General features: G+C 70.0%; 22 protein-coding genes. 12 read left to right on the forward strand and 10 right to left on the reverse strand.

The window, feature by feature from the left end:
• Positions 1-29 precede the first annotated feature (29 nt).
• On the forward strand, positions 30-704 hold the full coding sequence (locus H8B08_RS07120) for an O-methyltransferase (RefSeq protein ID WP_187449511.1): 675 nt from the start codon (positions 30-32) through the stop codon (positions 702-704).
• Here the strand turns inward: H8B08_RS07120 and H8B08_RS07125 are convergent.
• The 4 genes from H8B08_RS07125 to H8B08_RS07140 all read right to left on the reverse strand — a co-directional run bounded on the left by H8B08_RS07125 (position 694) and on the right by H8B08_RS07140 (position 4,003).
• Positions 694-1,554: a CoA ester lyase gene (locus tag H8B08_RS07125; protein WP_187449512.1), complete on the reverse strand. Its 861-nt coding sequence runs from the start codon at positions 1,552-1,554 to the stop codon at positions 694-696. The two genes, H8B08_RS07120 and H8B08_RS07125, sit on opposite strands and share 11 nt — an antisense overlap.
• On the reverse strand, positions 1,551-2,090 hold the full coding sequence (gene thpR / locus H8B08_RS07130; RefSeq protein ID WP_187449513.1) for an RNA 2',3'-cyclic phosphodiesterase: 540 nt from the start codon (positions 2,088-2,090) through the stop codon (positions 1,551-1,553). The genes H8B08_RS07125 and thpR overlap by 4 nt, the downstream gene beginning before the upstream one ends.
• A gap of 8 nt (positions 2,091-2,098) precedes the next feature.
• Positions 2,099-3,073 carry a radical SAM protein gene (locus H8B08_RS07135; protein WP_187449514.1) on the reverse strand — a complete coding sequence of 325 codons (975 nt, stop codon included), beginning with the start codon at positions 3,071-3,073 and terminating at the stop codon, positions 2,099-2,101.
• A 78-nt stretch (positions 3,074-3,151) separates the two neighbouring features.
• Positions 3,152-4,003: a glutamate racemase gene (locus H8B08_RS07140; RefSeq protein ID WP_187449515.1), complete on the reverse strand. Its 852-nt coding sequence runs from the start codon at positions 4,001-4,003 to the stop codon at positions 3,152-3,154.
• A 247-nt stretch (positions 4,004-4,250) separates the two neighbouring features.
• On the opposite strand from H8B08_RS07140, the gene H8B08_RS07145 reads away from it, so the two are divergent.
• From H8B08_RS07145 to H8B08_RS07160, 4 genes are all read left to right on the forward strand, one after another.
• Complete coding sequence (locus tag H8B08_RS07145) at positions 4,251-6,365, forward strand: M3 family metallopeptidase (RefSeq protein WP_222934357.1); 2,115 nt, start codon at positions 4,251-4,253, stop codon at positions 6,363-6,365.
• A gap of 102 nt (positions 6,366-6,467) precedes the next feature.
• A complete protein-coding gene (locus tag H8B08_RS07150) occupies positions 6,468-8,588 on the forward strand; it encodes a prolyl oligopeptidase family protein (RefSeq protein WP_187449517.1) in 2,121 nt (706 codons plus the stop codon).
• A 113-nt stretch (positions 8,589-8,701) separates the two neighbouring features.
• Complete coding sequence (locus H8B08_RS07155; protein ID WP_187449518.1) at positions 8,702-9,223, forward strand: SRPBCC domain-containing protein; 522 nt, start codon at positions 8,702-8,704, stop codon at positions 9,221-9,223.
• An 8-nt stretch (positions 9,224-9,231) separates the two neighbouring features.
• Positions 9,232-9,588, forward strand: a complete 357-nt coding sequence (locus H8B08_RS07160) for a hypothetical protein (protein ID WP_187449519.1) — start codon at positions 9,232-9,234, stop codon at positions 9,586-9,588.
• 81 nt (positions 9,589-9,669) lie between these two features.
• Here the strand turns inward: H8B08_RS07160 and H8B08_RS07165 are convergent, their stop codons facing one another.
• Complete coding sequence (locus H8B08_RS07165) at positions 9,670-10,203, reverse strand: carboxymuconolactone decarboxylase family protein (RefSeq protein WP_187449520.1); 534 nt, start codon at positions 10,201-10,203, stop codon at positions 9,670-9,672.
• 84 nt (positions 10,204-10,287) lie between these two features.
• Positions 10,288-10,848, reverse strand: a complete 561-nt coding sequence (locus tag H8B08_RS07170) for a peroxiredoxin (protein ID WP_187449521.1) — start codon at positions 10,846-10,848, stop codon at positions 10,288-10,290.
• Positions 10,849-10,970: 122 nt separating this feature from the next.
• Between H8B08_RS07170 and H8B08_RS07175 the strand changes: the two genes are divergently transcribed.
• On the forward strand, positions 10,971-11,858 hold the full coding sequence (locus tag H8B08_RS07175; protein WP_187449522.1) for a hydrogen peroxide-inducible genes activator: 888 nt from the start codon (positions 10,971-10,973) through the stop codon (positions 11,856-11,858).
• A gap of 115 nt (positions 11,859-11,973) precedes the next feature.
• Entirely contained in the window at positions 11,974-12,726 is a 753-nt protein-coding gene (locus H8B08_RS07180) for a Bax inhibitor-1/YccA family protein (RefSeq protein ID WP_187449523.1), read from the forward strand.
• A gap of 55 nt (positions 12,727-12,781) precedes the next feature.
• Here H8B08_RS07180 and H8B08_RS07185 read toward each other — a convergent pair whose 3' ends face one another.
• Positions 12,782-13,114, reverse strand: coding sequence for a DUF2794 domain-containing protein (locus H8B08_RS07185; protein ID WP_187449524.1), 333 nt, complete (start codon positions 13,112-13,114; stop codon positions 12,782-12,784).
• Positions 13,115-13,602: 488 nt separating this feature from the next.
• On the opposite strand from H8B08_RS07185, the gene H8B08_RS07190 reads away from it, so the two are divergent.
• Together H8B08_RS07190 and H8B08_RS07195 are read left to right on the forward strand one after the other, a co-directional pair.
• Entirely contained in the window at positions 13,603-14,085 is a 483-nt protein-coding gene (locus tag H8B08_RS07190; RefSeq protein WP_187449525.1) for an RNA polymerase sigma factor, read from the forward strand.
• Entirely contained in the window at positions 14,078-14,659 is a 582-nt protein-coding gene (locus H8B08_RS07195) for a hypothetical protein (RefSeq protein ID WP_187449526.1), read from the forward strand. Before H8B08_RS07190 ends, H8B08_RS07195 begins: the two co-directional genes overlap by 8 nt.
• Positions 14,660-14,674: 15 nt before the next feature.
• On the opposite strand, the gene H8B08_RS07200 is transcribed toward H8B08_RS07195, so the two are convergent.
• Complete coding sequence (locus H8B08_RS07200) at positions 14,675-15,373, reverse strand: thioredoxin family protein (RefSeq protein WP_187449527.1); 699 nt, start codon at positions 15,371-15,373, stop codon at positions 14,675-14,677.
• 107 nt (positions 15,374-15,480) lie between these two features.
• Positions 15,481-18,162, reverse strand: a complete 2,682-nt coding sequence (gene acnA, locus H8B08_RS07205) for an aconitate hydratase AcnA (RefSeq protein ID WP_187449528.1) — start codon at positions 18,160-18,162, stop codon at positions 15,481-15,483.
• A gap of 174 nt (positions 18,163-18,336) precedes the next feature.
• Here acnA and ccmA point away from each other — a divergent pair, with 174 nt between their 5' ends.
• Positions 18,337-18,960, forward strand: a complete 624-nt coding sequence (gene ccmA, locus H8B08_RS07210; protein WP_187449529.1) for a heme ABC exporter ATP-binding protein CcmA — start codon at positions 18,337-18,339, stop codon at positions 18,958-18,960.
• Entirely contained in the window at positions 18,957-19,622 is a 666-nt protein-coding gene (gene ccmB, locus H8B08_RS07215; RefSeq protein ID WP_187449530.1) for a heme exporter protein CcmB, read from the forward strand. Before ccmA ends, ccmB begins: the two co-directional genes overlap by 4 nt.
• Before the next feature lie 28 nt (positions 19,623-19,650).
• Here the strand turns inward: ccmB and H8B08_RS07220 are convergent, their stop codons facing one another.
• Entirely contained in the window at positions 19,651-21,810 is a 2,160-nt protein-coding gene (locus H8B08_RS07220; RefSeq protein WP_187449531.1) for a primosomal protein N', read from the reverse strand.
• A 75-nt stretch (positions 21,811-21,885) separates the two neighbouring features.
• Here H8B08_RS07220 and fsa point away from each other — a divergent pair, with 75 nt between their 5' ends.
• Positions 21,886-22,539: a fructose-6-phosphate aldolase gene (fsa, locus tag H8B08_RS07225; protein WP_187449532.1), complete on the forward strand. Its 654-nt coding sequence runs from the start codon at positions 21,886-21,888 to the stop codon at positions 22,537-22,539.
• Positions 22,540-22,583: the final 44 nt, after the last annotated feature.

Below are 22,583 nucleotides of genomic sequence, written 5' to 3' on the forward strand. Positions count from 1 at the left end.
GCTCGCGCCGTCAGCAAGGAGCCGCCCGCATGTCCCGATCCCTCGGCCTGTCCGACGAAGTCCGCGCCTACGTCCAGCGCCTGGGCGTGCGCGAAGACCCGGTGCTGGCCCGCTGCCGCGCCGAGACAGAAGCCATGGGCGGCGTATCGCGCATGCAGATCAGTCCCGAGCAGGGCGGCTTCATGCAGGTGGTCGCGCGCATGATCCGCGCCCGCCGGGCGATCGAGGTCGGCGTGTTCACCGGCTATTCCTCCACCGCCACGGCGCTCGCCCTGAAGGCCATGCACGGCGAGGGCGCGCGTCTGTTCGCGCTCGACCTGTCGGAAGAGTACGTCGCCAGGGCCCGCGGCTACTGGGCCGAGGCGAAGGTCGCCGACGTGATCGAGGCGCGCCTCGGGCCCGCGGCCGACAGCCTGCGCGGCCTGCTGGCCGAAGGCGAAGCGGGCGGCTTCGACATGGCCTTCATCGACGCCGACAAGACCGGCTACGGCGACTACTACGAGCTCTGCCTGCAGCTGCTGCGCCCCGGCGGCGTGATGATGATCGACAACATGCTCTGGGGCGGCGACGTAGCCTACGAGACCAAGCGGGACCCCGACACCGAGGCGCTGCGCACCCTCGCGGGCGAGATCCACGACGACCCGCGCGTCGACATGACCCTCGCCACCATCGGCGACGGCCTGTCCATCGTGGTCAAGCGTTGATCGACAGGTACGCCGCCGCCAGCGTGCGGCGCGCTTCGTCCAGGTGCAGGCGCTCGACCATGCGGCCCTCGACCTTGATGGCCCCGCGGCCGGCGTTCTCGGGCGCCTCGAAGGCGGTCACCACGGCGCGCGCCCAGGCGGCCTCGGCCGGCGTCGGCGAATAGGCGGCGTGGGCCAGCTCGATCTGGCGCGGGTGGATCAGCTGCTTGCCGTCGAAGCCGAACATGCGGCCCTGCGCGGCTTCCGCGGCAAAGCCGGCGTCGTCCTCGAAGGCGTTGTAGACCCCGTCGAAGGCGTGCAGGCCGTTGGCGCGCGCGGCGGTGACCGTCTGCGCCAGGGCCGGCTGTAGCGGCGCGCGGTCGGGGCCGGGACGGCAGCGCATTTCGCGGGCCAGGTCGTTGGGGCCGAACAGCAGGGCGCACAGGCGGGTCGTGCCCGCCTCGGCGGCGATGTCGCGCAGGTTCAGCACGCCCTGGCAGGTCTCGATCATCGCCCACAGCCGCACGTGGCCGGGCGCGGCCAGCAGGTGGCGGTCGTAGCGGCGCAGGTCGCCGATGCCGCTCACCTTGGGGGCGACGATGGCGTCCGGCGCGGCCAGCACGGCGGCGGCCATGTCCGCCTCGCCCCACTCGCTGTCCAGATCGTTGATCCGAACCGCCACCGTGCGGTCGCCGAAGCCGCCGTCGCGCAGGGCCTGCCACATCCGCTCGCGCGCCTCGACCTTCTGTTCGGGGCCGACGGCGTCCTCAAGGTCCAGCACGATCGCGTCGCACGGCAGGCCGCGCGCCTTCTCGATCGCGCGGGCGTTGGATGCGGGCAGGAACAGGACGGAGCGGAGGGGGCGGGTCATCCGATCAGGGGATACTCGCGTTCGAGCTCGTAGCGCGAGCCCTGCTGGGAGAGCCAGCTGGAATAGAGGCCGAACCAGGTCACCCGGAAGGGCGGCGACTTCAGCAGGTTGTGGCCCTGGATCCAGGCCGCCACCCGAGCCGGCTCGGCGTGCTTCAGATAGGCCAGGGTGACGTGGGGCTTGTAGGCCTTGCTGTCCGGCTTCAGGCCGGCGCGCCGGGCGGCCGCCTCGCAGCGGGCGGCCAGCTGGCGCAGCGCCTCGTTCTCGGCCACCCCGGCCCAGACGGCGCGCAGGTGCTCGCCCTCGCCGAAGGCGCCGACCCCCTCCAGCTCCAGCTCCATCGGCTCGCCGGAGATCGCGGCCAGCTCCGCGTCCAGGTCGGCGGCGACGTTCTCGGGCACTTCGCCGAAGAAGCGGGTGGTGATGTGCAGGGCCTCCAGCGGACGCCAGCGGGCGCCGGGCAGGCCCTGCTGGCGGCGCTTCAGATCCTCGCCGATTTCGGGCGGCAGCTCGACGGCGGCGAACAGTCGGATCATCTCGGTCTCTATCTGGCGGAGCAGCTGGCGCCGCCGAGCACGCAGAACTTGGCGCAGTGCGGATGGTTCAGGGCGACCTCGCCCAGCGCGTCCTTCAGGCTGGGGCCGAGCTCGAAACCGGGGTCGTAGGGCGTCAGGGTGCAGGCGACGACGACCGGCTCGTCCGCGCCCCTGCGCTTCACCACCATGCGGCTCGACGCGCACATGACGTCGGACGGCGACTTGTGGAGGATGCCCCAGCACGCCTCGGTGATCTCCGGCACGTCGACGCGGGCGTCCATTTCGGGAAACAGCACCAGCCGGCCCGGATCGGCGGCGTCGACCGGCACGCCCAGCTCAGCGAGGAGGCGCGCATAGCCGGCCCGCGCGTCGGCGTCGCTCTCCTCGGGCAGGTGGCGTCCGGCCACCGCCAGTGAGAGGCCTTCGCGCGCCAGCCAGATCAGGCCGTCCAGGGTCTTGTCCCAGGTGTCCTCGCCGCGCTCCGCCTCGTGCACGGCGGCGGTGTAGTGGTCGAGGCTGACGCGGACGGTGAGCTTGTCGCCGTGGCGGCCCTTCAGCGCCTTAAGCCCCGCCTCGAACCGGCGCATGGGCTTCATGGCGTTGGTCAGCACGAGGGTGTCGTACCCGCGCTCCAGGGCCGCGCCGATCATGGCGATGATCTCGCGGTTCATGAACGGCTCGCCGCCGGTGAAGCCGATCTCGCGCGTCTGCAGGCCCAGCGCCTCGATCTCGTCGAGGAAGGCCTCGACCTCGGCTGAGGTCAGGTAGGCCAGCGCGTCGTTGGTCGGGCTGCTCTCGATGTAGCAGTTGGCGCAGGTCAGGTTGCAGAGCGTGCCGGTGTTGAACCAGAGCGTCTCCAGCCGCTGCAGCTGCACATGCGCGCGCGGCTCGCCCTTGGCGGTGGTCCGCGGATCGCGAAACTTCTCCGGAGCCAGCGTCTTGGGCGCCGGCGCGACGAAGGGAGAGCGGACGGGGGCGTTCATCTCCCGGGGATCAGAGCGCCCGGGGCGGAGCGGGTCAAGAACACTGTTTCTCCTCCCCCGCTTCGCAGGGGGAGGAGATTACGCCGCCTCGAACTTCACCGCCTCGCCCCAGAAGGTCTCGACCAGGCCCGACTGGTGGCCGGGGAGGCCGGTGGTCAGGAAGCGGCGCGCGCCGCCCTGGCCGGGGCCGTATTCCGGGTGGCGCTCGAAGTAGCGCGATAGGGCGTCGGCCACCGCCTCCGGCTGGCCGATCAGCGGCGTGCCGGGCGGCAGCACCTCGCGGAACAGGTCGGCGACGATCTCGTAGTGGGTGCAGCCCAGGATGGCCCGGTCCGGCCAGCGGCCGATGCGGGTCTTCAGCGCGTCGGCGTGCGACTGGATCAGGGCGCGCAGGTCTTCGCGCGAGGCGCCCTGCTCGATCATGCCGGCCAGGCCCGAACAGGCCTCCGAGAACACCGCCAGGTCCTGACGGCGCTTGTCGATCTCGATCTCGTAGACGCGGCTGCCGGCGGTGGCGACGGTGCAGAACACGCCGATCACGTCCAGCTTCTCGATCTTGTCGCCGCGGCGCTCGGCCTCGTGCTCCCAGGGCAGGCCGGTGGCCGCCTCGATGGTCGGCACGATGATGCCCAGCACGTTGACCGGCCGGCCCAGCTGCTTGCGGTAGCCGGGCAGCCAGGTCTGCTGCAGCCGCCGCAGCGCCACGGCCGAAGCGGTGTTGCAAGCCAGGACCACGACGTTGGCGCCGGCCTCGAACAGCCGTTCGCAGCCGGCCCGGGTCAGGTCGACGATCTCTTCGCCTGCGCGGCCCCCGTAGGGCGCGCGGGCCTGGTCCGCCAGATAGACGAAGTCGGCGGTCGGAAACCGCTCGACGAGGGTGCGGTGGACGGTCAGGCCGCCCACGCCGGAGTCGAAAACACCGATGGCCATGCTTGTCGGCTTAGACCGGCTCTGCTGCGCCGTCCACAGGCCGCGCGGTCGCGGCGCGCCGGCTCGGAAAGCGCCGGTCTGCGACGACCGGCCGCAACCATTACAAGTCCGTCATTTTCCTGCACCGCTTGCGCGCTGTAGGTTGGCGGCCAACTAAACGACCAGACCAAGTCGGGGAGACTACCTCATGCGCAACCTTCTGCTCGCGGGCGCCAGTGCGGCCGCGGTGGCTTTCGCCGGTCAAGCCATGGCCCAGGATCACGCCCACCACGCCGCCGCCGCCGCGACCGCGCCGGCCGCCGCCAACCCCCTGCTGCAGAAGTGGACCGGCCCGTACGGCGGCGTCCCGGCCTTCGACAAGGTGAAGGTCGAGGACTTCAAGCCGGCGCTCGAGGCCGCCATGGCCGAGAACCTGCGCGAGGTCGACGCCATCGCCAACGACCCGGCGAAGCCGACCTTCAAGAACACCATCGAGGCGCTGGAGAACTCCGGCCGCACCCTGAACGACGTCTACACCTACTACGGCATCTGGGGCTCGACCCTGTCGACCCCGGAGTTCCAGGCCGTCGAGGAGGAGATGGATCCGAAGCTCGCCGCCCACGGCGACAAGATCACCCAGAACGACAAGCTCTTTAAGCGGGTCGAGGCGGTCTACAACTCGCCCGAGAAGAAGAAGCTGACGGCCGAGCAGCAGCGCCTGCTGTGGCAGACCTACACCGGCTTCGTGCGCCAGGGCGCCAAGATGGACCCGGCCGCCAAGGCCCGCATGGCCCAGATCAACCAGGAGCTGGCCGGCCTCTACACCAAGTTCAGCCAGCACCTGCTGGCCGACGAGAACACCACCATCGAGCTGTCCGCCGCCGACCTGGCCGGCCTGCCCGACAGCCTGAAGGCCGCCGCCGCCGCTTCGGCCAAGCAGCGCGGCATGGACGGCAAGTACGTGATCGTGAACACCCGCTCGTCGGTCGATCCGTACCTGACCTACGCCACCAACCGCGCCATGCGCGAGAAGGTGTGGAAGGCGTTCGTCAATCGCGGCGACAACGGCGACGTCAACGACAACAACGCCATCATCACCCAGATCCTGAAGCTGCGCGCCGAGCGCGCCAAGCTGCTGGGCTACAAGACCCACGCCCACTGGCGTCTGGAAAACTCCATGGCCAAGACGCCGGAAGCGGCGATGGAGCTGATGGAGAAGGTCTGGACCCCGGCCGTCGCGCGCGTCCACGAGGAAGTCGCCGACATGCAGGCGATCGCCGACAAGGAAGGCGCCGGCGTCAAGATCGAGCCGTGGGACTACCGCTTCTACCAGGAGAAGGTCCGCAAGGCGAAGTACGACCTCGACCAGAACGAGGTGAAGCCGTACCTGAACCTGGAGAACCTGCGCGAGGGCATGTTCTGGTCGGCCGGCCAGCTGTACGGCTTCCAGTTCAAGCCGATCACCAACGTGCCGGTCGCCCACCCCGACATCCGCGTCTGGGAAGTGCTCGACGCCAAGGGCAAGCACGTCGGCCTCTGGTACTTCGACCCGTACGCCCGTCCGGGCAAGCGCTCGGGCGCGTGGATGAACGCCTATCGCAACCAGGAGCGGTTCAAGGGCGAGGTCACGACCATCGTCTCGAACAACTCGAACTTCGTGAAGGGCGCGCCCGGCGAGCCGGTGCTGATCTCCTGGGACGACGCCGAGACCCTGTTCCACGAGTTCGGCCACGCCATCCACGGCCTGAACTCGAACGTGACCTACCCGTCGCTGTCGGGCACCAACGTGTTCCGCGACTACGTGGAGTTCCCGTCGCAGCTGAACGAGCACTGGCTGTCCACGCCGGAAGTGCTGAACAAGTTCGCGGTCAACGCCAAGGGCGAGCCGATCCCCGAGGCGCTGGTCAAGAAGATCAAGGCCACCTCGACCTTCAACCAGGGCTTCGCCACGGTGGAGTACCTGTCGTCGGCCCTGATCGACATGAAGCTGCACCTGGCCGGCGACGCGACCATCGACCCGGACAAGTTCGAGCGTGAAGAGCTGGAGAAGCTCGGCATGCCGCACGAACTGGTCATGCGTCACCGCACGCCGCAGTTCGGCCACGTGTTCTCGGGCGACGGCTACTCGGCCGGCTACTACAGCTACCTGTGGGCCGACACCCTGACCGCCGACGTCGCCGAGGCCTTCGAGGAAAGCCCGGGCGGCCTGTACGACAAGGCCACCGCCAAGAAGCTGCACGACAACATCATGTCGGTCGGCAACTCGATCGATCCGGCCGAGGGCTTCCGCAAGTTCCGCGGTCGGGACGTCAAGATCGACGCCCTGATGCGCGACCGCGGCTTCCCGGTCCCGGCCGAGACCACCACCAAGGCGGGCAAGTAAGACCTGTCTGAGACCAGCGGGGGCGGCGGAGCGATCCGCCGCCCTTCGCCTTTGACCCGGGCCGCCGCCCGGGACAGCAAGAAAATCATCGAGGAAACACCAATGCGTCTCCTGCTCTCCGTCTGCGCGGCCGCCCTGCTCGCCGCCGCGGGCGCCCACGCCGAGACCCCCGCCGCCGACACCGCCGCGAACGCCCCGGCCGCCAGCGCGACCGACCCCTTCCAGTGGCTGGAAGACGTCAACGGCGCCCGCTCGATGGAGTGGGTGAAGGCCCAGAACGCCAAGGCCAAGGCGACGCTGGAAGGCGACGCCCGCTTCGAGGCGTTCCGCAAGGAAGGCCTGGCGATCTTCACCGCTCAGGACCGCATTCCCTATCCGTCGTTCCGCGCCGGCGCGGTCGACAACCTGTGGCAGGACGACAAGCGTCCGCACGGCGTGTGGCGCAAGGCTTCGATCGAGTCCTACCGCACGGCCGAGCCGGCCTGGGAGACCGTCCTGGACATCGACGCCCTGGCCAAGGCCGAGGGCCGCGACTGGTTCCTGAAGGGCTCGATCTGCCTGCCGCCGAACGAGACGCGCTGCCTGCTGCGCCTGTCCGACGGCGGCAAGGACGCGGTGACCCTGCGTGAGTTCGACACCGCGACCAAGACCTTCGTCGAGGGCGGCTTCACCCTGTCGGAAGGCAAGCAGTACGCCGAGTGGATCGACGCCGACACCCTGGTGGTCGGGCGCGACTGGGGCGCGGGTTCGCTGACCGAGTCCGGCTATCCGATGGTCCTGAAGACCCTGAAGCGCGGCCAGAGCGTCGACCAGGCGAAGGAAATCTACCGCGGCGACGCCAAGGACGTCTGGGTGCAGCCCTTCGCGCTGCGCGACGCCGACGGCAAGCTGCAGGCCCTGATGATCGACCACGGCCTGACCTTCTTCGAGAAGGAATACCTGCTGGTCACCGACAAGGGCGCGGTGAAGCTGCCCTTCCCGAAGAAGGCCAACATCCAGAGCCTGGTGAACGGCCAGGTGGTGTTCACCGTCGAGGAGGACTGGAACGGCCTGAAGGCCGGCGACCTGGCCGCCTACGACCTGAACGCCCTGAAGCGCGATCCGGCGCAGGCCAAGGCGGCCCTGATCTTCCGCCCGAATGCGAAACAGGCGGTCGAGGGCGTCTCCTCCACCCGTGACCGGCTGGTCGTGACCGGCCTGGAGAACGTCACCGGCTTCGTCGACGTCTACGGCTACGCCAAGGGCAAGTGGAGCGCCAAGCGCCTCGACATGCCGAAGAACAGCTCGGTCAACATCGTCGACACGTCCAAGTCGTCGAACCGCCTGTTCCTGACCACCCAGGGCTTCCTGGACCCGACCACCCTGGTGCTCGCCGACGCCGCCACCGGCTCGGTCGAGAAGGTGAAGGCCCTGCCGGCCCGCTTCGACGCCTCGAAGGACATGGTCGAGCAGTTCTGGGCCACCTCGACCGACGGGACCAAGATCCCGTACTTCGTCGTGCACCGTAAGGACATCAAGCTGGACGGCTCGACGCCGACCCTGATGTACGGCTACGGCGGCTTCCAGGTGTCCAAGCCGCCGGTCTACCTGCCGGAAGTCGGCAAGCTGTGGCTGGAGCGCGGCGGCGCCTACGTCATCGCCAACATCCGGGGCGGCGGCGAGTTCGGCCCGGCCTGGCACGACGCCGTGCTGAAGGCCGACCGCCAGAAGGCGTTCGACGACTTCGCCTCGGTCGGGCAGGACCTGATCTCGCGCAAGATCACGTCGGCCCGCCACCTCGGCATCTACGGCCGTTCCAACGGCGGCGTGCTGACCACCGTGTCGATGACCCAGCACCCGGAGCTGTTCAACGCCGTGGTGGTGGAGAGCCCGCTGATCGACATGATGCGCTACCACAAGCTCTCGGCCGGCGCGTCGTGGGTGGGCGAGTACGGCAACCCGGACATCCCGGAAGAGGCCGCCTACATCTCCAAGTACTCCGGCTACCAGAACCTGCGGCCGGGCGTGACCTATCCGAAGGCCTACATCACCACCAACACCAAGGACGACCGCGTCCACCCGGGCCACGCCCGCAAGTACGCGGCCAAGCTCGAGGCGATGGGCGTCCCCTACATCTATTTCGAGGACGACTTCGGCGGGCACTCCTACGACGCCGACCCGACCGCCAACGCGGCGCGCTGGGCCCGCCACTACGTGTACCTGTCGCAGCAGCTGATGGACTGATCCGTCCAGGAGTCTGCCTGAATGCGAAGGCCCCGGAGCGAGCTGCGCCGGGGCCTTTTGCTTGACCGGCGTTCTTGCTCGCCCGAGGTTGGCTCGGGGCAGGGAGGACGATCATGCGGGCGTGGATCCTGGCGGCTGCGCTGGCCGCCGCGGCGGGGACGGCTCGGGCCGAGGTGGTCGACGCCCAGGCGGGCGGCTTCCAGGTGCGCGAGACGGTCGAGGTCGCGGCCAAACCCGACGCGGTCTGGAAGGCCCTGGTCGACGTCGGCGGCTGGTGGTCGTCGGACCACACCTGGTCCGGCGACGCGAAGAACCTGTCGATCGATCCGAAGCCCGGCGGCTGCTGGTGCGAACGCTGGAAGGACGGCGCCGCCCAGCACATGACCGTCACCTTCGTGCAGCCGAACCGGGAGCTGCGGACCGCCGGCGCGCTCGGCCCGCTGTCGATGATGGCGGTGTCGGGGGCCATGACCTTCAAGCTGCAGCCGAAGGGGGAGGGGACGGTGCTCACCGCGACCTATTCGGTCGGCGGCTACGCCCCCCAGGGTCTCGCCGGCCTGGCGGCGCCGGTCGACGGCGTGCTCAAGACCCAGGTCGAGCGCCTGGGGCGCTACGCGGTGACGGGCAAGCTGTAAGGGCGCAGATGACCGAGCAAGTTTCATTCGGCGACACGGTCATGATCCGCGAGGCGGCGGAGACCAAAGCGCTTGGGATCGCCGGCAAGACCGGGACGGTCTACGGCTACACGACGCCGTCGGTGACCGGTGTGGAGGTCGTGGGCGTCGCCGAGGACGATTACGCGGTGAACGTCCACCTCGACGATCTGGGCGAAGGCTACTGGCTGTCGGAACAGCTGGTCGAGTTCCTGGACCACGGCGCGGGCATGACGGTTTCGGTCGCCGGCGTCGACAGGGCGTGGGTCCGATTGGAGGACGGAGGCTGGGCGGAAGCTCCGGCCCCTCGCGCGACGAAGAAGCCGTGGTGGCGCTTCTGGGGCTGACCCAACCGGGCTCGGGGTGAAAAACAAAAGCCCTCCCGGCGAAGGGAGGGCTCTTCCACTGACAAGCGTCCGGACTGACGCTCAGCCCGCCTTGCGGGCGCTCTCGGCGCGGACGACCTGGGAGGCGGCGGCGACCACCGCGGCGATGCGCAGGGCGGCCTGGATCTGGGTCGAGGGCACGCCGTGCTTGCGCAGTTCGTTCTCGTGGGCGTCGAGGCAGGCGCCGCAGCCGTTGATGGCCGACACGGCCGTGCACCACAGCTCGAAATCGGCCTTCGGCGCGCCCGGATTGGCGATGACGTTCATGCGCAGCTTGGCCGGCATGGTCCGGTACTCGGCGTTGTGCATCAGGTGCAGCGCCCGGTAGTACACGTTGTTCATGCCCATGATGGCGGCGGCGGCGCGGGCCGCGTCGCGCACTTCTTCGGGCAGGCCGGCGGCCATGGCCTCGAAGGCCTGGACCACTTCCGGCACGCCGCCGGCGTGGGCCGAGGCGAGGAAGGTTCCCCACTTCTGCTGGTCGTTCAGCACCGTCTCGTTCGCCAGCGACGAGAGGTTCAGCGACAGGTCTTTGGCGTAAGACGGCAGCGTCTCGCGCAGGGCGTCGAGCGACATGGGGTTTCCTTGAGTGTCGGTAGAAGAAAGGGGCCCGGGCGGCGACCGGGGTTGGGGGAGGAGCCGCCCGGGCGAGCGAGCCGTTTAGGCGGCCGGCTTGAGGGTCTCGCCGCCCACCGGGCGGTTGCAGGCGCACAGTTCGTCGGTCTGCAGGCCGTCCAGCACGCGCAGGGTGTCGGCCGGGGCGCGGCCGACGTTCAGGCCGTTGACGGTGACGTGCTGCACGACGTTGTGCGGGTCGACGATGAAGGTGGCGCGCAGCGCCACGCCCGCGGTCTCGTCGAGCACGCCCAGCGCGCGGGCCAGGCGGCCGCCGTTGTCGGCGAACTGCCAGATCGGCAGCTTGTTCAGGTCGGCGTGGTCACGACGCCAGGCCAGCTTCACGAACTCGTTGTCGGTCGAACCGCCCATCACGACCGCGTCGCGGTCGGAGAATTCCTTGCCCAGGCGGGCGAATTCCGCGATCTCGGTCGGGCACACGAAGGTGAAGTCCTTCGGGTAGAAAAAGATGACCTTCCACTTGCCCGAGAAGCTTTCCGGCGTGATCGCCTCGAACGCGCTGTGGCCGTTCTCTTCGTGCGAGTTGAAGCCCGGCTTCACGCCGACAACTTCGAAATTGGGGAGCTTTTCTCCGACGCCGATCATCGCGCATCTCCTTGGAATGGTGGTGCGGCGAGGCCGCCGCTGAGGGGGGTTTAGAGACCCCGGGACCGAAACTCCAATCGATTGTTTTTGGCTCCGGCATAAATCCTGCCTATATCTCGGCCATGCTTCCCAGTCTCCGACAGCTCCAGTACCTCAAGCTCCTGGCCGAGCACGGCTCGTTCAGCCGCGCCGCCGACGCCGCCCACGTCTCCCAGCCGGCCCTGTCGGCCGGCGTGCAGGAGCTGGAACGCATCCTCGGCGCGCCGGTGGTGGAGCGCGCCCGCAGCGGGGTGATCCTGACCGCCGTCGGGGCCGAGGCGGTGCGCCGGGCCGAGGACGTGCTGGCCCGCACCGAAGACCTGGTCGAGGCCGCCCGCGGGGCCGGCAAACCCCTCTCCGGGCGCTTTCGCTTAGGCGTGATCCCGACCGTCGCGCCCTTCCTGCTGCCCAAGGCGCTGCCCGAACTGAAGCGCCGCTGGCCGGCCCTGCGCCTCTACCTGCGCGAGGACCTGACGCCCCGCCTGATCGCGGCGCTGAAGTCCGGCGCGCTGGACGCCGCGGTCATCGCCCTGCCGTATGACACGGCTGGCCTGGACTGCGCGCGCATCGGCGACGACGAGATCATGGCCGCCGCGCCCACCGACCACCCCTGGGCGACCGGCGAGCGGGTCGACCCGCAGGCGTCCGACGTCGCCGACCTGATCCTGCTGGAGGACGGCCACTGCCTGCGCGAGCACGCCCTGTCGGCCTGCGCGCTGGAACCGCCTAAGGGCGAGGACGTGTTCGCGGCCACCTCGCTGCACACCCTGGTGCAGATGGTCGGCTCGGGCCTGGGGGTCAGCTTCCTGCCGCAGATGGCGGTCAAGGCGGGTCTCGCCGACGGCGCGGCGGTGGCGGTTCGGCCGCTGCGCGGCGACGCCCCCAAGCGTGAGATCGTGGTCGCCTGGCGGGCCGGTTCCAGCCGCGCCCGCGAAGCCGAGCTGCTGGCCGAAGCGTTCCGGGACGTCTGACAAACGCGTTATGCCTTAGCCGTTAAGGGTGCGACGCCTTGCGCTGGAAGGCGCGACCCCCGATATTTCATGCCTAGGGCCCGTGAGGCGGGCTGCTTAGGGGACTTGCATCGCGATGAGCGATTTCAACAACGGCTATTCTCGTCCGATCCCGTCGACCGGCGACATGGCCGTCGACGCGGGCCTGCGCCGCTTCATGCTGGGCGTCTACAACAAGATGGCCCTGGGTCTGGTCGTGTCGGGCGCGCTGGCTTTCGCGACCTCGTCGATCGAACCGGTGCGAGACCTGCTGTTCCGCATCACCGGCGAAGGCCGGCTGGCCGGCTACACCGGCCTGGGCGCGATCGTGGCCTTCGCCCCGCTGATCATCCTGCTCAGCGCCAGCTTCCTGATGAAGAACGTCACGCCGAGGACGTCGGGCATCGTCTACTGGGCCATCGTGGCGCTGATCGGCGCCTCGCTGGGCACCGTGGGCCTGCTCTACACCGGCGCGAGCGTCGCCTCGATCTTCTTCATCACCGCCGCGGCCTTCGGCGGCCTGAGCCTGGTGGGCTACACCACCAAGAAGGACCTGACGGGCATGGGCGCCTTCTTCGTGATGGGCGCCTGGGGCCTGCTGGTCGCCTTGCTGGTCAACGCCTTCATCCTGAAGTCCGGCGCCATGCTGATGATCCTCAGCGGCGTGGGCGTGCTGATCTTCGCCGGCCTGATCGCCTATGACACGCAGCGGCTGAAGATGACCTACTACGCCGTGGGCGGCGACGAGGCTTCGCTGGCCGTGGCGACCAACTATGGCGCGCTGAACCTGTACCTGGACTTCGTGAACCTGTTCCGCTTCCTGCTGGTCCTGTTCGGCCAGCGCCGCTGATCGAGGCGCACCTGAGACGTGGAGAGGCCCCGGCGGGCGACCGCCGGGGCCTTCTTCATTCCACGACGCTGAACTTGCCCTTGTCGAACAGGCGCAGCACCTGACCCAGTTCGTGGCCGCGCTTGAGCACGTGGCCGCCCTGGCCGACCACGGCCCAGGCGCCTTGGCGGCGGGCCAGGTCGGGGCGCTTTTCGATCCGGTAGAGGGGCGCTTCGGAGGCGCGGCGGAACACCGAGAACACCGCCATGTCCTTCAGGCCGGCGATGCCGTAGTCGCGCCATTCGCCGGCGGCGACCATTCGCCCGTACAGGCGCATCAGGGCGTCGAGCTCTTTCCGCTCGAAAAACACCGGCCCCGCGACCGCCGTAGAATAGGCTTCGAAGCTCATCCCGAAACGAGCCTAAACCCGTCCGGGTTCGGGCGCCAGCCCGGGGCGGTTGAGGCGGCGTTGCACGCCCGCAACGCTTGCCGAGCGACGTTACGAAGAAAACAGGCGCGAACACGAAAAGGCCCTAATTCGGTCCATCGCGCGCCCGTTTGCGCCAGCATCTTAACAGCGTCGGCCGGTCGGGGTCACGAAGAGGTCCCGGATCCTGAACAGCCCCCCCAGCCCCCCTGGACTTTAACGGGGCTCCGGTCGGTCGACTTTCCTCCAAGCGACGAACGCCCGCGCGACCTCCTCCCCCCCTCCGGTCCCGCGGGCGTTTTCGCGTCTGGCGTCCAGCGCTCAGCGCGTCGCCTCCGCTTTCAGCTGATCCGACCATGTCCTTCACCGGAGGGGCATTCAGGAGCACCGCGTCGGCTTCCCTGTCGGGCGGGCGGGCGGGCGAAGATTCTCTTTGTAAGAAGGCGCCGACCTGCGGGACTAGGCGCGAGATGGTCTCGATCGAACAGGTGATCGCCGCCTACGGGCCGGCGCTGGTGCGTATCGCGGCCAGCTACGAGCGGGAGCGCGCGCTGCGCGACGACCTCGTGCAGGAGATCACGGTGGCGATCTGGAAGGCCCTGCCCAACCTGCAGGACCAGGCCAAGCTGAAGCCCTTCGTCTTCCGCATCGCCCACAACCGCGCGGTCAGCCACGTGGCCCGCCAGGCCGCCCGTCCCGGGCAGGCCGAGCTCTCCGAGGCGCTGCGGGACGGCGAGGCCGATCCGGAGGCGCGCCTGGTCGGCAAGGAGCGGTCAGAGCGGCTGGTCGAGGCGGTGCGCCGCCTGCCGCTGGCCTACCGCCAGGTTGTCACCCTGGCGCTCGAGGACCTGAGTTACGACGACATCGCCGAGGCGCTGGGGCTGTCCGTCTCCAACGTGGGCGTGCGGCTGAACCGCGCCAAGGCGCAACTGAAGGCGATGCTGGATGGCTGACGATTTCCTGGACGAGGCGCGGCGTAACTGGCGCGCTCAGGATGCGGAGATCGCGGGGGTGTCGACGCGCCTGCGTCGCGACCTGGCGTTCCAGCGGCTGATGCAGGGCGGCGAGTTCGTCGCTGCGGGCGTCGCCGTCGCGGCTGGCCTCGGCTTCGCCTGGACGGGCGTGGTGCAGGGCGACGCCCGCCTGATCGTCGCCGCGGCGGTGCTGCTGGTGCTTCTGCCCCTGCTCACCTGGGCCGCGTGGCGGGTGCGACGGCGGGAGCCGCGCTGGGCCGACGACGAACCGGCCGGCGTGGTGGCGCAGATGCTCGCCCAGGTCGACGCGACCCGGCGGCTGATGAGCCTCGCCCTGTGGCAGGCCTGGACCCTGGCCGGCACGGTCGTGGCGCTGTGGGCGCTGACCCTGTTCGGTTGGGGCGAGGTCGACGCTGGTCTCGGGATCGTCACCGCCGCGCTCCTGGCGAGCGCGGCCGCGGCGGCCGGTTGGGCGTTCTGGCGCGAGCGCGGGCTGCGGCGCGAGCGCGCCTGTTGCGAGCGATTGCTTGAGGAACTGCGGAACGGCGGCTGAGGGCGGGGGCGCCGCTCAGCGCTGCTTGGCGGCCAGGATACGCCCGTCGCGGGCCTGGACCAGCACGACGGTCTTCAGTCCGGGCTCCTCGGCCTTGGGCATGCGGAACACGGCCGGACGGCCCTTCCAGCTGCCGAGCTTGACCAGTTCGCGCACGACGTTGCCGTGGCGGACGACCTGGCCCTTGTTCTCGCCGCGCTTGACCGCGACCTCCTGGTCGGCGTCCTCGTAGCGCACCAGCCAGACCTGAGCCCCGCCGCGCGGCGACTTGCCGGAACCGACCGCGACGCGGTCGCCGCCGGGGAAGGCCATGTCGGGCGGATAGGCCCGGTGGACGGCTTCTTCGTGCACCGCCGCGGCGACGTCGTCCGGCTTGCCGCCCGAGAGCTGGCGCTTGCCGTCGATCACGAACTGCGGGGTGTAGACGTCGCGCAGGCTCATCGACGTCTGGTAGGCGCGCTGGCGTTCCGTGAACTCCGGCTTGGCGAAGGTGTCGCGCCAGCCCAGGTAGTCCCAGTAGTCCACGGCGAAGGTGAGGGCGATGACGCCGGGCTTGTCGGCCAGCTCCATCAGCACTTCGTTGGCCTGCGGACAGCCGGAACAGCCCTGGCTGGTGAACAGCTCGACCACCACGGGCTCGCGCGCGGCCGACGGCTTTGCCGCCGCGGGGCTCGCCAGCACGGCGATCAGAAACAGGGGCGCGATCCGACGCATGGTTCGCTGATTAACGAATCCGGAGCTTGAGCGCGCCTCACCAATGCGTGAGCGCGGCCGTATGACCCGCCTCCAGCCGGAGCCGGAGGCGGGGTCTCACGCGCAGATCAGCCCGCGCGGGCGAGGTTGCGGAGCACGTACGGCATGACGCCGTCCGACTTGAAGTACTCCAGCTCGGTCGGGGTATCGATGCGGCAACGCACCGGGAAGCGGGCCATCTTGCCGTCCGACGGGCGGAACAGCTCGACCCACAGTTCCTGACGCGGCTTCACGTCGGTCAGGCCGCGGATGGTGACGATCTCCTCGCCGGTCAGGCCCAGCTTGGCCCAGCCGTCGACCTTGAACTGCAGCGGCAGCACGCCCATGCCGACCAGGTTGGAGCGGTGGATGCGCTCGAAGCTCTCGGCGATGACCGCGCGGACGCCCAGCAGCTTGGTGCCCTTGGCCGCCCAGTCGCGCGACGAGCCGGTGCCGTACTCCTTGCCCGCGAACACGACCAGCGGACGGCCCTCGGCCTGGTAGCGCATGGCCGCGTCGTAGATCGACATCACTTCGCCGGACGGGAAGTGCTTGGTCACGCCGCCTTCGATCTCCGGGGTGATCTTGTTGCGGATGCGGATGTTGGCGAAGGTGCCGCGCACCATCACTTCGTGGTTGCCGCGACGCGCGCCGTACGAGTTGAAGTCCGCCGGGTCGACCCCGTGGGCGATCAGATACTCGCCGGCCGGCGAGGCCTTCTTGATCGAACCGGCCGGGCTGATGTGGTCGGTGGTGATGGAGTCGCCGAACACGCCCAGGATCCGGGACTCGACGATGTCGGTCACCGGCTTGGGCTCCATGCCCATGCCCTCGAAGTAGGGCGGGTGCTTCACGTAGGTCGACTTGTCGTCCCAGGCGTAGGTCTTGCCGCCGGCGACCTTGATGCCCTGCCAGGCCTTGTCACCCTTGAAGACGTCCTTGTAGCGCTTGGCGAACATGTCGCCGGACACGGCGCTGCGCTGGATTTCGGCGATCTCCGCCGAGCTCGGCCACACGTCCTTCAGATAGACCGGCTGGCCGCCTTCGCCCGTGCCGATCGGGTCCTTCCAGACGTCGATCTTCATCGAGCCGGCCAGGGCGTAGGCGACGACCAGCGGCGGCGAGGCCAGGTAGTTGGCCCGCACGTCCGGGTTCACGCGGCCCTCGAAGTTGCGGTTGCCCGACAGCACCGACACGGCGACCAGGTCGCCCTCGGCGATGGCGGCCGAGATCGGGGCCGGCAGCGGGCCGGAGTTGCCGATGCAGGTGGTGCAGCCGTAACCGACCAGGTTGAAGCCCATGGCGTCCAGGTCGTCCTGCAGGCCGGCCTTCTCGAGGTAGTCGGTCACGACCTGCGAGCCGGGGGCCAGCGAGGTCTTCACCCACGGCTTCACCTTCATGCCCAGCGCGCGCGCCTTGCGGGCGACCAGGCCGGCGGCGATCAGCACCGACGGGTTGGAAGTGTTGGTGCAGCTGGTGATGGCGGCGATCACCACGTCGCCGTCGCTGACCGCGTGGTCGGCGCCCGCGACCGGGACGCTCTTCTCATCGGTCTTGCCGAACACGTCCTTCATGGCCGTGGCGAACTGCGAGGCGGCCTCGACCAGCGGCACGCGGTCCTGCGGACGCTTCGGGCCGGCCAGCGACGGCTGGACGGTCGAGACGTCGAGCTCGAGCGTGTCGGAGAACACCGGCTCCGGCGTCGAGTCGTCGACCCACAGGCCGTTGGCCTTGGCGTAGGCCTCGACCAGCGCGACCCGGTCCTTGGCCCGGCCGGTGGCGGTCAGGTAGTCGATGGTGGCGCGCGACACCGGGAAGAAGCCGCAGGTGGCGCCGTACTCGGGGGCCATGTTGGCGATGGTCGCCTGGTCCTCGATGGTCAGGTGGGACAGGGCGTCGCCGTAGAATTCGACGAACTTGCCGACCACGCCCTTCTTGCGGAGCATCTGGGTGACGGTCAGCACCAGGTCGGTGGCGGTCGCGCCTTCCGGCAGCTTGCCGGTCAGCTTGAAGCCGATCACCTCGGGGATCAGCATCGGGATCGGCTGGCCCAGCATGGCCGCCTCAGCCTCGATGCCGCCCACGCCCCAGCCCAGCACGGCCAGGCCGTTGATCATGGTGGTGTGGCTGTCGGTGCCGACCACGGTGTCCGGATAGGCGGTGACCACCTTGCCCTCTTCCGAGGTCCAGACGGTCTGGGCCAGGTTCTCCAGGTTCACCTGGTGGCAGATGCCGGTGCCCGGGGGCACCACGCGGAAGTTGTTGAAGGCCGACGAACCCCAGCGGAGGAAGCGGTAGCGCTCGATGTTGCGCTCGTATTCCTTCTCGACGTTGGACTTGAACGAGGTCGGCTTGCCGAAGAAGTCGACCATGACCGAGTGGTCGATGACCAGGTCGACCGGGTTCAGCGGGTTGATCTTGTCCGGGTTGGCGCCGAGCTTGGTCATGGCGTCGCGCATGGCGCCGAGATCGACCACGGCCGGAACGCCGGTGAAGTCCTGCATCAGCACGCGGGCCGGGCGGAAGGCGATCTCGTGCTCGACCTTGCCCTTGTTTTCCAGCCAGGCGGCGATGGCCTTGACGTCGGCGCCGGTGACCGAAACGCCGTCTTCGTTACGCAGCAGGTTCTCCAGCAGCACCTTCAGCGACACCGGGAGACGGGAAATTCCCGTCAGACCGGCTTCCTCCGCGGCGGCGAGGCTGTAATAGACGTACTTCTTCCGACCGACGGAAAGATCCCGACGGGTGCTGAAGCTGTCGATGGACGGCATGAACGATCCTCTTTCTTCACCAGGCCGCCCCAAGGCGGGGAGCGGGATCGCGCGCTTCAGACCGGGACGCACAGGTTCCCGGTCCGCGCCGCGTCAGTCCCGCACGGCCGCGCGTTGTTTAGACGCAGCTCAGCCCGGCGTCGAGGCGTACCGTATTACACGCGAGTCGTTCGCATGATCGCGCGCGTGAGCGTCGAAAACCTGTCGGTCGGCCGCGGCGAACGGGTGCTGTTCCAGGGCCTGTCCTTCGCCCTTGCGGCGGGCGAAGCCGTGGCCCTGATCGGGGCCAACGGGGCGGGCAAGACCAGCCTGTTGCGCGCGGTCGCCGGTTTCGTGCGGCCGCTTCACGGCCTGGTCCGGTTCGAGGGCGCGGACGGCGAGCGCGAGCCGGACGAGGCGCGCAGCCAAGGCCTGCACCTGCTGGGCCACCACGACGGTCTGAAGCCGGGGCGCACCGCCTGGGAGGAGCTGCGCTTCCAGACCCTGTGGGCGGGCGGCACCGAGGCGAGCGCCCGCGCCGCCGTCGAAAAGTTGCAGCTGAAGCCGCTGCTGGATCTGGAGATCCGCAAGCTGTCGGCCGGCCAGCGCCGGCGCGTGTCCCTGGCCCGGCTGGCCGCCGCGCCGCGCCCGCTGTGGCTGCTGGACGAACCGCTGGCCCCGCTGGACGCCGAGCGTCGCGCCCGCATGGGCGAGCTGATGGCCGCCCACCTGGCGGGCGGCGGCATGATCCTGGCCGCGGTGCACGACCCGCTGCCGGTGCCGGCCAAGACGGTCGAGATCGGAGCGGCGGTCGCGTGAAGTCGCTCTGGACACTGTATCGCCGCGAGCTCGATCTCGCCTGGGGCCGGGGCGGCGGGCCCTTGCTGGCCTGCGCCTTCTACGCCTGCGTGGCGACCTTGCTTCCGCTGGCGGCCGGGCCGTCGCCGGAGCGACTGGCCGCGGTCGCGCCGGGCTCGGCCTGGCTGGCCCTGGCCCTGGCCTCGCTGCTGTCGCTCGAGCGGCTGTTCGAGCGGGACTACGAGGACGGGGCGCTGGACCTGCTGACCCTGGGCCCGGCCCCGATCGAGGCGGTCGCCTTCGTGAAATGCCTGGCCCAGTGGACCGCCAACGGCCTGCCCCTGGCCGTGTTCGCGCCGCTGGCCGCGGTGGCTCTGGGCGCGCCGGTCGAGGTCGTGCCCCTGACGCTCGCCTGCGCCCTGATCGGCGGCCTGGGCTTCGCCTTCGTCGGCGGCACCGGGGCCGCCCTGGCGCTCGGCGCCCGGCGCGGCGGCGTACTGGTGGCGGTGGTGGTGCTACCGCTGTTCGCGCCGCCGGTGATCTTCGGGGCCGGCACGATCGAGGCCTTCGCCGCGGGACTGAACTGGACGCCGGGCTTCGCCTTCCTGGCCGCCTACAGCCTGGCGGCCGTGGCGCTCACCCCGCTGGCCATGGGCGCGGCGGTCAGGAACGCGCTGAGCTGACCCTTCTCCGCAAGGGGAGAAGGGTGATTTAGAGGAAGCTGTACGGGTCAACGTCCACGGTCACCCGCACGCTGCCGGGGACCTTCACCTGGGCCAGCCAGGTGCCCAGGAAGGCCTGGATGTCGACGTCGCGGTCGGCGCGGACCAGCAACCGCTTGCGCCGGCGCCCGCGCACCAGGCTGAGCGGCGCGTCGGCCGGGCCGTAAACCTCCAGCCGCTCGGCGTTCGGAATGGCGGCGGCCAGAGCCCGGGCGTAGGCCTCCAGCGCCGCGCCGTCGGGGCTGGACAGCACGATGGCGGCCAGCCGCCCGTGCGGCGGCAGGCCCGCGGCCTTGCGCTCGGCGGTCTCGGCCTCGACGAAGGCGTCGCGGTCCTGGGCCTTCAGCGCCTGCATCACTCCGTGCTCGGGCATGTAGGTCTGCAGCAAGGCCCGCCCCGGCTTGTCGGCGCGGCCGGCCCGGCCGGTGGCCTGGGCCAGAAGCTGGAAGGTCCGCTCGCCGGCGCGCAGGTCCCCGCCGCGCAGGCCTAAGTCCGCGTCGACCACGCCCACCAGGGTGAGGTTGGGGAAGTTGTGGCCCTTGGCGGCGGCCTGGGTGGCGACCAGGATGTCGATCTCGCCCTCGGCCATGCTGCGCACCAGGGCGCGCGCGCTCTCGCCGTCGGGCACGGTGTCCGAGGAGAACACCGCCACCCGCGCCTGCGGAAACAGCTCGCGCACCTCCTCCTCGACCCGCTCCACGCCGGGGCCTACGGAGACCAGGGACTCCTCGGCCGAACAGTGCGGGCAACGCTTCGGCTTGGGCATGGAGAAGCCGGTCAGGTGGCAGACCAGCCGGCCGGTGTAGCGGTGTTCGACCAGCCAGGAGTCGGTGTCCGGCGCGGTCATGCGCTCGCCGCAGGCCCGGCACAGCACCAGCGGCGCGTAGCCCCGCCGGTTCAGGAAGAGCAGGGACTGCTCGCCGCGGGCGAAGGTCTCGCCCACCGCCTTGACCAGCCGGGACGACAGCCAGCGCCCGCGCTCGGGCGGGGTCTCGCGCATGTCGATCAGGTCGACGTCGGGCAGGCGCGCGGCGCCGTGGCGGCTGGCCAGGCGCAGCCAGCGGTAGCGGCCGGCCTCGGCGTTGGCCAGCGTCTCCAGCGACGGGGTGGCCGAGGCCAGCACCACGGCGGAGCCCTCGATCTTGGCCCGCGCCACCGCCAGGTCCCGGGCGTGGTAGATCAGCCCCTCTTCCTGCTTGAAGGAGCTGTCGTGCTCCTCGTCGACGACCAGCAGGCGAAGGCTTTGGAACGGCAGGAACAGGGCCGAGCGGGCGCCCACCACGATGCGGCAGCGGCCGGCCGCCACCGCCTCCCACACCTTGCGGCGTTTGGGCAGGGACACGCCCGAGTGCCACTCGGCCGGGGTGACGCCGAAGCGCTGTTCGAAGCGGGCGATCACCGCCTGGGTCAGGGCGATCTCGGGCAGCAGCACCAGCACCTGGGCGGCCGGATCGGCGGCCAGGGCGTGGGCCACCGCCTCGAGATAGACCTCGGTCTTGCCGGCCCCGGTGACGCCGTCCAGCAGGGCGGCCTGGAAGCCGCCGGCGTCGAACGCCGCGTTCAGGGCCTTGGCCGCGGCCGCCTGGCTGGGGTTGAGCGAGGACGCCGTGTGGTTCGGATCGGGCTCCGGGAAGGCCGCGGGCGCGATCACCTCGACCACTTCCAGCGCGCCCTCGTCGACCAGGCCCTTTACGACGCCGGACGACACGCCGGCGGCGCGGGCCAGGTCGGCGGGCGCGCGGGCGAATTCCGCGGCGACCTCCAGCACGCGGGTGCGGGCGGGTGTGGCGCGAGCCGGCTGCACGCCGGTCGGGACCAGCCGCTTCTCCGGCTTGGGCGGCGGCGCGCGCAGGCCGCGGAGCGCCAGAGCCGCCACTTCGCCCGGCGGCGAGCAGGTCCAGCGCGCGGCCCAGGTCACGAATTTCAGCGTGCCGGCGGGAAGGGACGGCTCGTCGATGCGCTCCAACACCGGCTTCAGCGGCCGGTTCAGGCCGGGCATGTCGCGCACGCCGGCGACCAGGCCTCGCATGCGGCGCGGCCCCAGCGGCACCACCACGTGATCGCCGGGCGCGATTTCCAGGCCTTCAGGCACCGCGTAGTCGAACGGCTCCGGCAGGGGCAAAGGCATCAGGACGGCGGCGGCCTTCATTTCATGCTCCGGGCCGCATGGCGCGTGACCCCGGCCTTATGTAGAAGGCGCCCACGCGAGAGATAAGGAAGCGACATGCAGCTGTTCGTCGACACCGCCGACACCGGTCTGATCCGCGAGCTGGCCGAAACCGGCCTGGTCGACGGCGTCACCACCAATCCCACGTTGATCGCCAAAGCCGGCCGCCCCATGGCCGAGGTCATCGCCGAGATTTGCGAGCTCGTCGAGGGGCCGATCAGCGCAGAAGTGGCGGCGACCGAGCACAAGCAGATGATCGCCGAGGGCGAGAAGCTGGCCAAGATCGCCCCGAACGTGGTGGTGAAGGTGCCGCTGACCTGGGAGGGCCTGAAGGCCACCCGCGCCTTCTCCGAGCAGGGCATCCACACCAACGTGACCCTGTGCTTCTCGGCCGCCCAGGCGCTGATGGCCGCCAAGGCCGGCGCCACCTTCGTCTCGCCCTTCGTCGGCCGTCTGGACGACCACGGCGCCGAGGGCATGGAGCTGATCCGCGAGATCCGCGCCATCTTCGACAACTACGATTTCGACACCGAAATCCTGGCCGCCTCGCTGCGCAACACCGTGCACGTCAAGGACGCGGCCATCGCCGGGGCCGACGCGGCGACCCTGCCGCCGCAGGTCTTCAAGGACCTCGTCAAGCACCCGTTAACCGAGAAGGGGCTTGAACAATTCCTGGCCGACTGGGCCAAGACCGGCCAGTCGATCCTCTAGCTTCGAGAGCGCGCGCCGTGACCACCCAGGACCTGTTCGCCGAG

The organism is Caulobacter sp. 17J80-11, assembly GCF_014349105.1.
Lineage (GTDB): Bacteria > Pseudomonadota > Alphaproteobacteria > Caulobacterales > Caulobacteraceae > 17J80-11.

Coding starts and splice junctions, on each gene's coding strand:
- H8B08_RS07180 (WP_187449523.1), top strand. CDS start 11,974: ATGAGCGATTTCAACAACGGCTATTCTCGTCCGATCCCGTCGACCGGC.
- fsa (WP_187449532.1), top strand. CDS start 21,886: ATGCAGCTGTTCGTCGACACCGCCGACACCGGTCTGATCCGCGAGCTG.
- H8B08_RS07220 (WP_187449531.1), bottom strand. CDS start 21,810: ATGAAGGCCGCCGCCGTCCTGATGCCTTTGCCCCTGCCGGAGCCGTTC.
- H8B08_RS07185 (WP_187449524.1), bottom strand. CDS start 13,114: ATGAGCTTCGAAGCCTATTCTACGGCGGTCGCGGGGCCGGTGTTTTTC.
- H8B08_RS07145 (WP_222934357.1), top strand. CDS start 4,251: ATGGCCCAGGATCACGCCCACCACGCCGCCGCCGCCGCGACCGCGCCG.
- H8B08_RS07150 (WP_187449517.1), top strand. CDS start 6,468: ATGCGTCTCCTGCTCTCCGTCTGCGCGGCCGCCCTGCTCGCCGCCGCG.
- H8B08_RS07120 (WP_187449511.1), top strand. CDS start 30: ATGTCCCGATCCCTCGGCCTGTCCGACGAAGTCCGCGCCTACGTCCAG.
- H8B08_RS07140 (WP_187449515.1), bottom strand. CDS start 4,003: ATGGCCATCGGTGTTTTCGACTCCGGCGTGGGCGGCCTGACCGTCCAC.
- H8B08_RS07170 (WP_187449521.1), bottom strand. CDS start 10,848: ATGATCGGCGTCGGAGAAAAGCTCCCCAATTTCGAAGTTGTCGGCGTG.
- H8B08_RS07195 (WP_187449526.1), top strand. CDS start 14,078: ATGGCTGACGATTTCCTGGACGAGGCGCGGCGTAACTGGCGCGCTCAG.
- H8B08_RS07125 (WP_187449512.1), bottom strand. CDS start 1,554: ATGACCCGCCCCCTCCGCTCCGTCCTGTTCCTGCCCGCATCCAACGCC.
- H8B08_RS07160 (WP_187449519.1), top strand. CDS start 9,232: ATGACCGAGCAAGTTTCATTCGGCGACACGGTCATGATCCGCGAGGCG.
- thpR (WP_187449513.1), bottom strand. CDS start 2,090: ATGATCCGACTGTTCGCCGCCGTCGAGCTGCCGCCCGAAATCGGCGAG.
- H8B08_RS07200 (WP_187449527.1), bottom strand. CDS start 15,373: ATGCGTCGGATCGCGCCCCTGTTTCTGATCGCCGTGCTGGCGAGCCCC.
- H8B08_RS07135 (WP_187449514.1), bottom strand. CDS start 3,073: ATGAACGCCCCCGTCCGCTCTCCCTTCGTCGCGCCGGCGCCCAAGACG.
- H8B08_RS07165 (WP_187449520.1), bottom strand. CDS start 10,203: ATGTCGCTCGACGCCCTGCGCGAGACGCTGCCGTCTTACGCCAAAGAC.
- H8B08_RS07155 (WP_187449518.1), top strand. CDS start 8,702: ATGCGGGCGTGGATCCTGGCGGCTGCGCTGGCCGCCGCGGCGGGGACG.
- H8B08_RS07190 (WP_187449525.1), top strand. CDS start 13,603: ATGGTCTCGATCGAACAGGTGATCGCCGCCTACGGGCCGGCGCTGGTG.
- H8B08_RS07175 (WP_187449522.1), top strand. CDS start 10,971: ATGCTTCCCAGTCTCCGACAGCTCCAGTACCTCAAGCTCCTGGCCGAG.
- ccmA (WP_187449529.1), top strand. CDS start 18,337: ATGATCGCGCGCGTGAGCGTCGAAAACCTGTCGGTCGGCCGCGGCGAA.
- acnA (WP_187449528.1), bottom strand. CDS start 18,162: ATGCCGTCCATCGACAGCTTCAGCACCCGTCGGGATCTTTCCGTCGGT.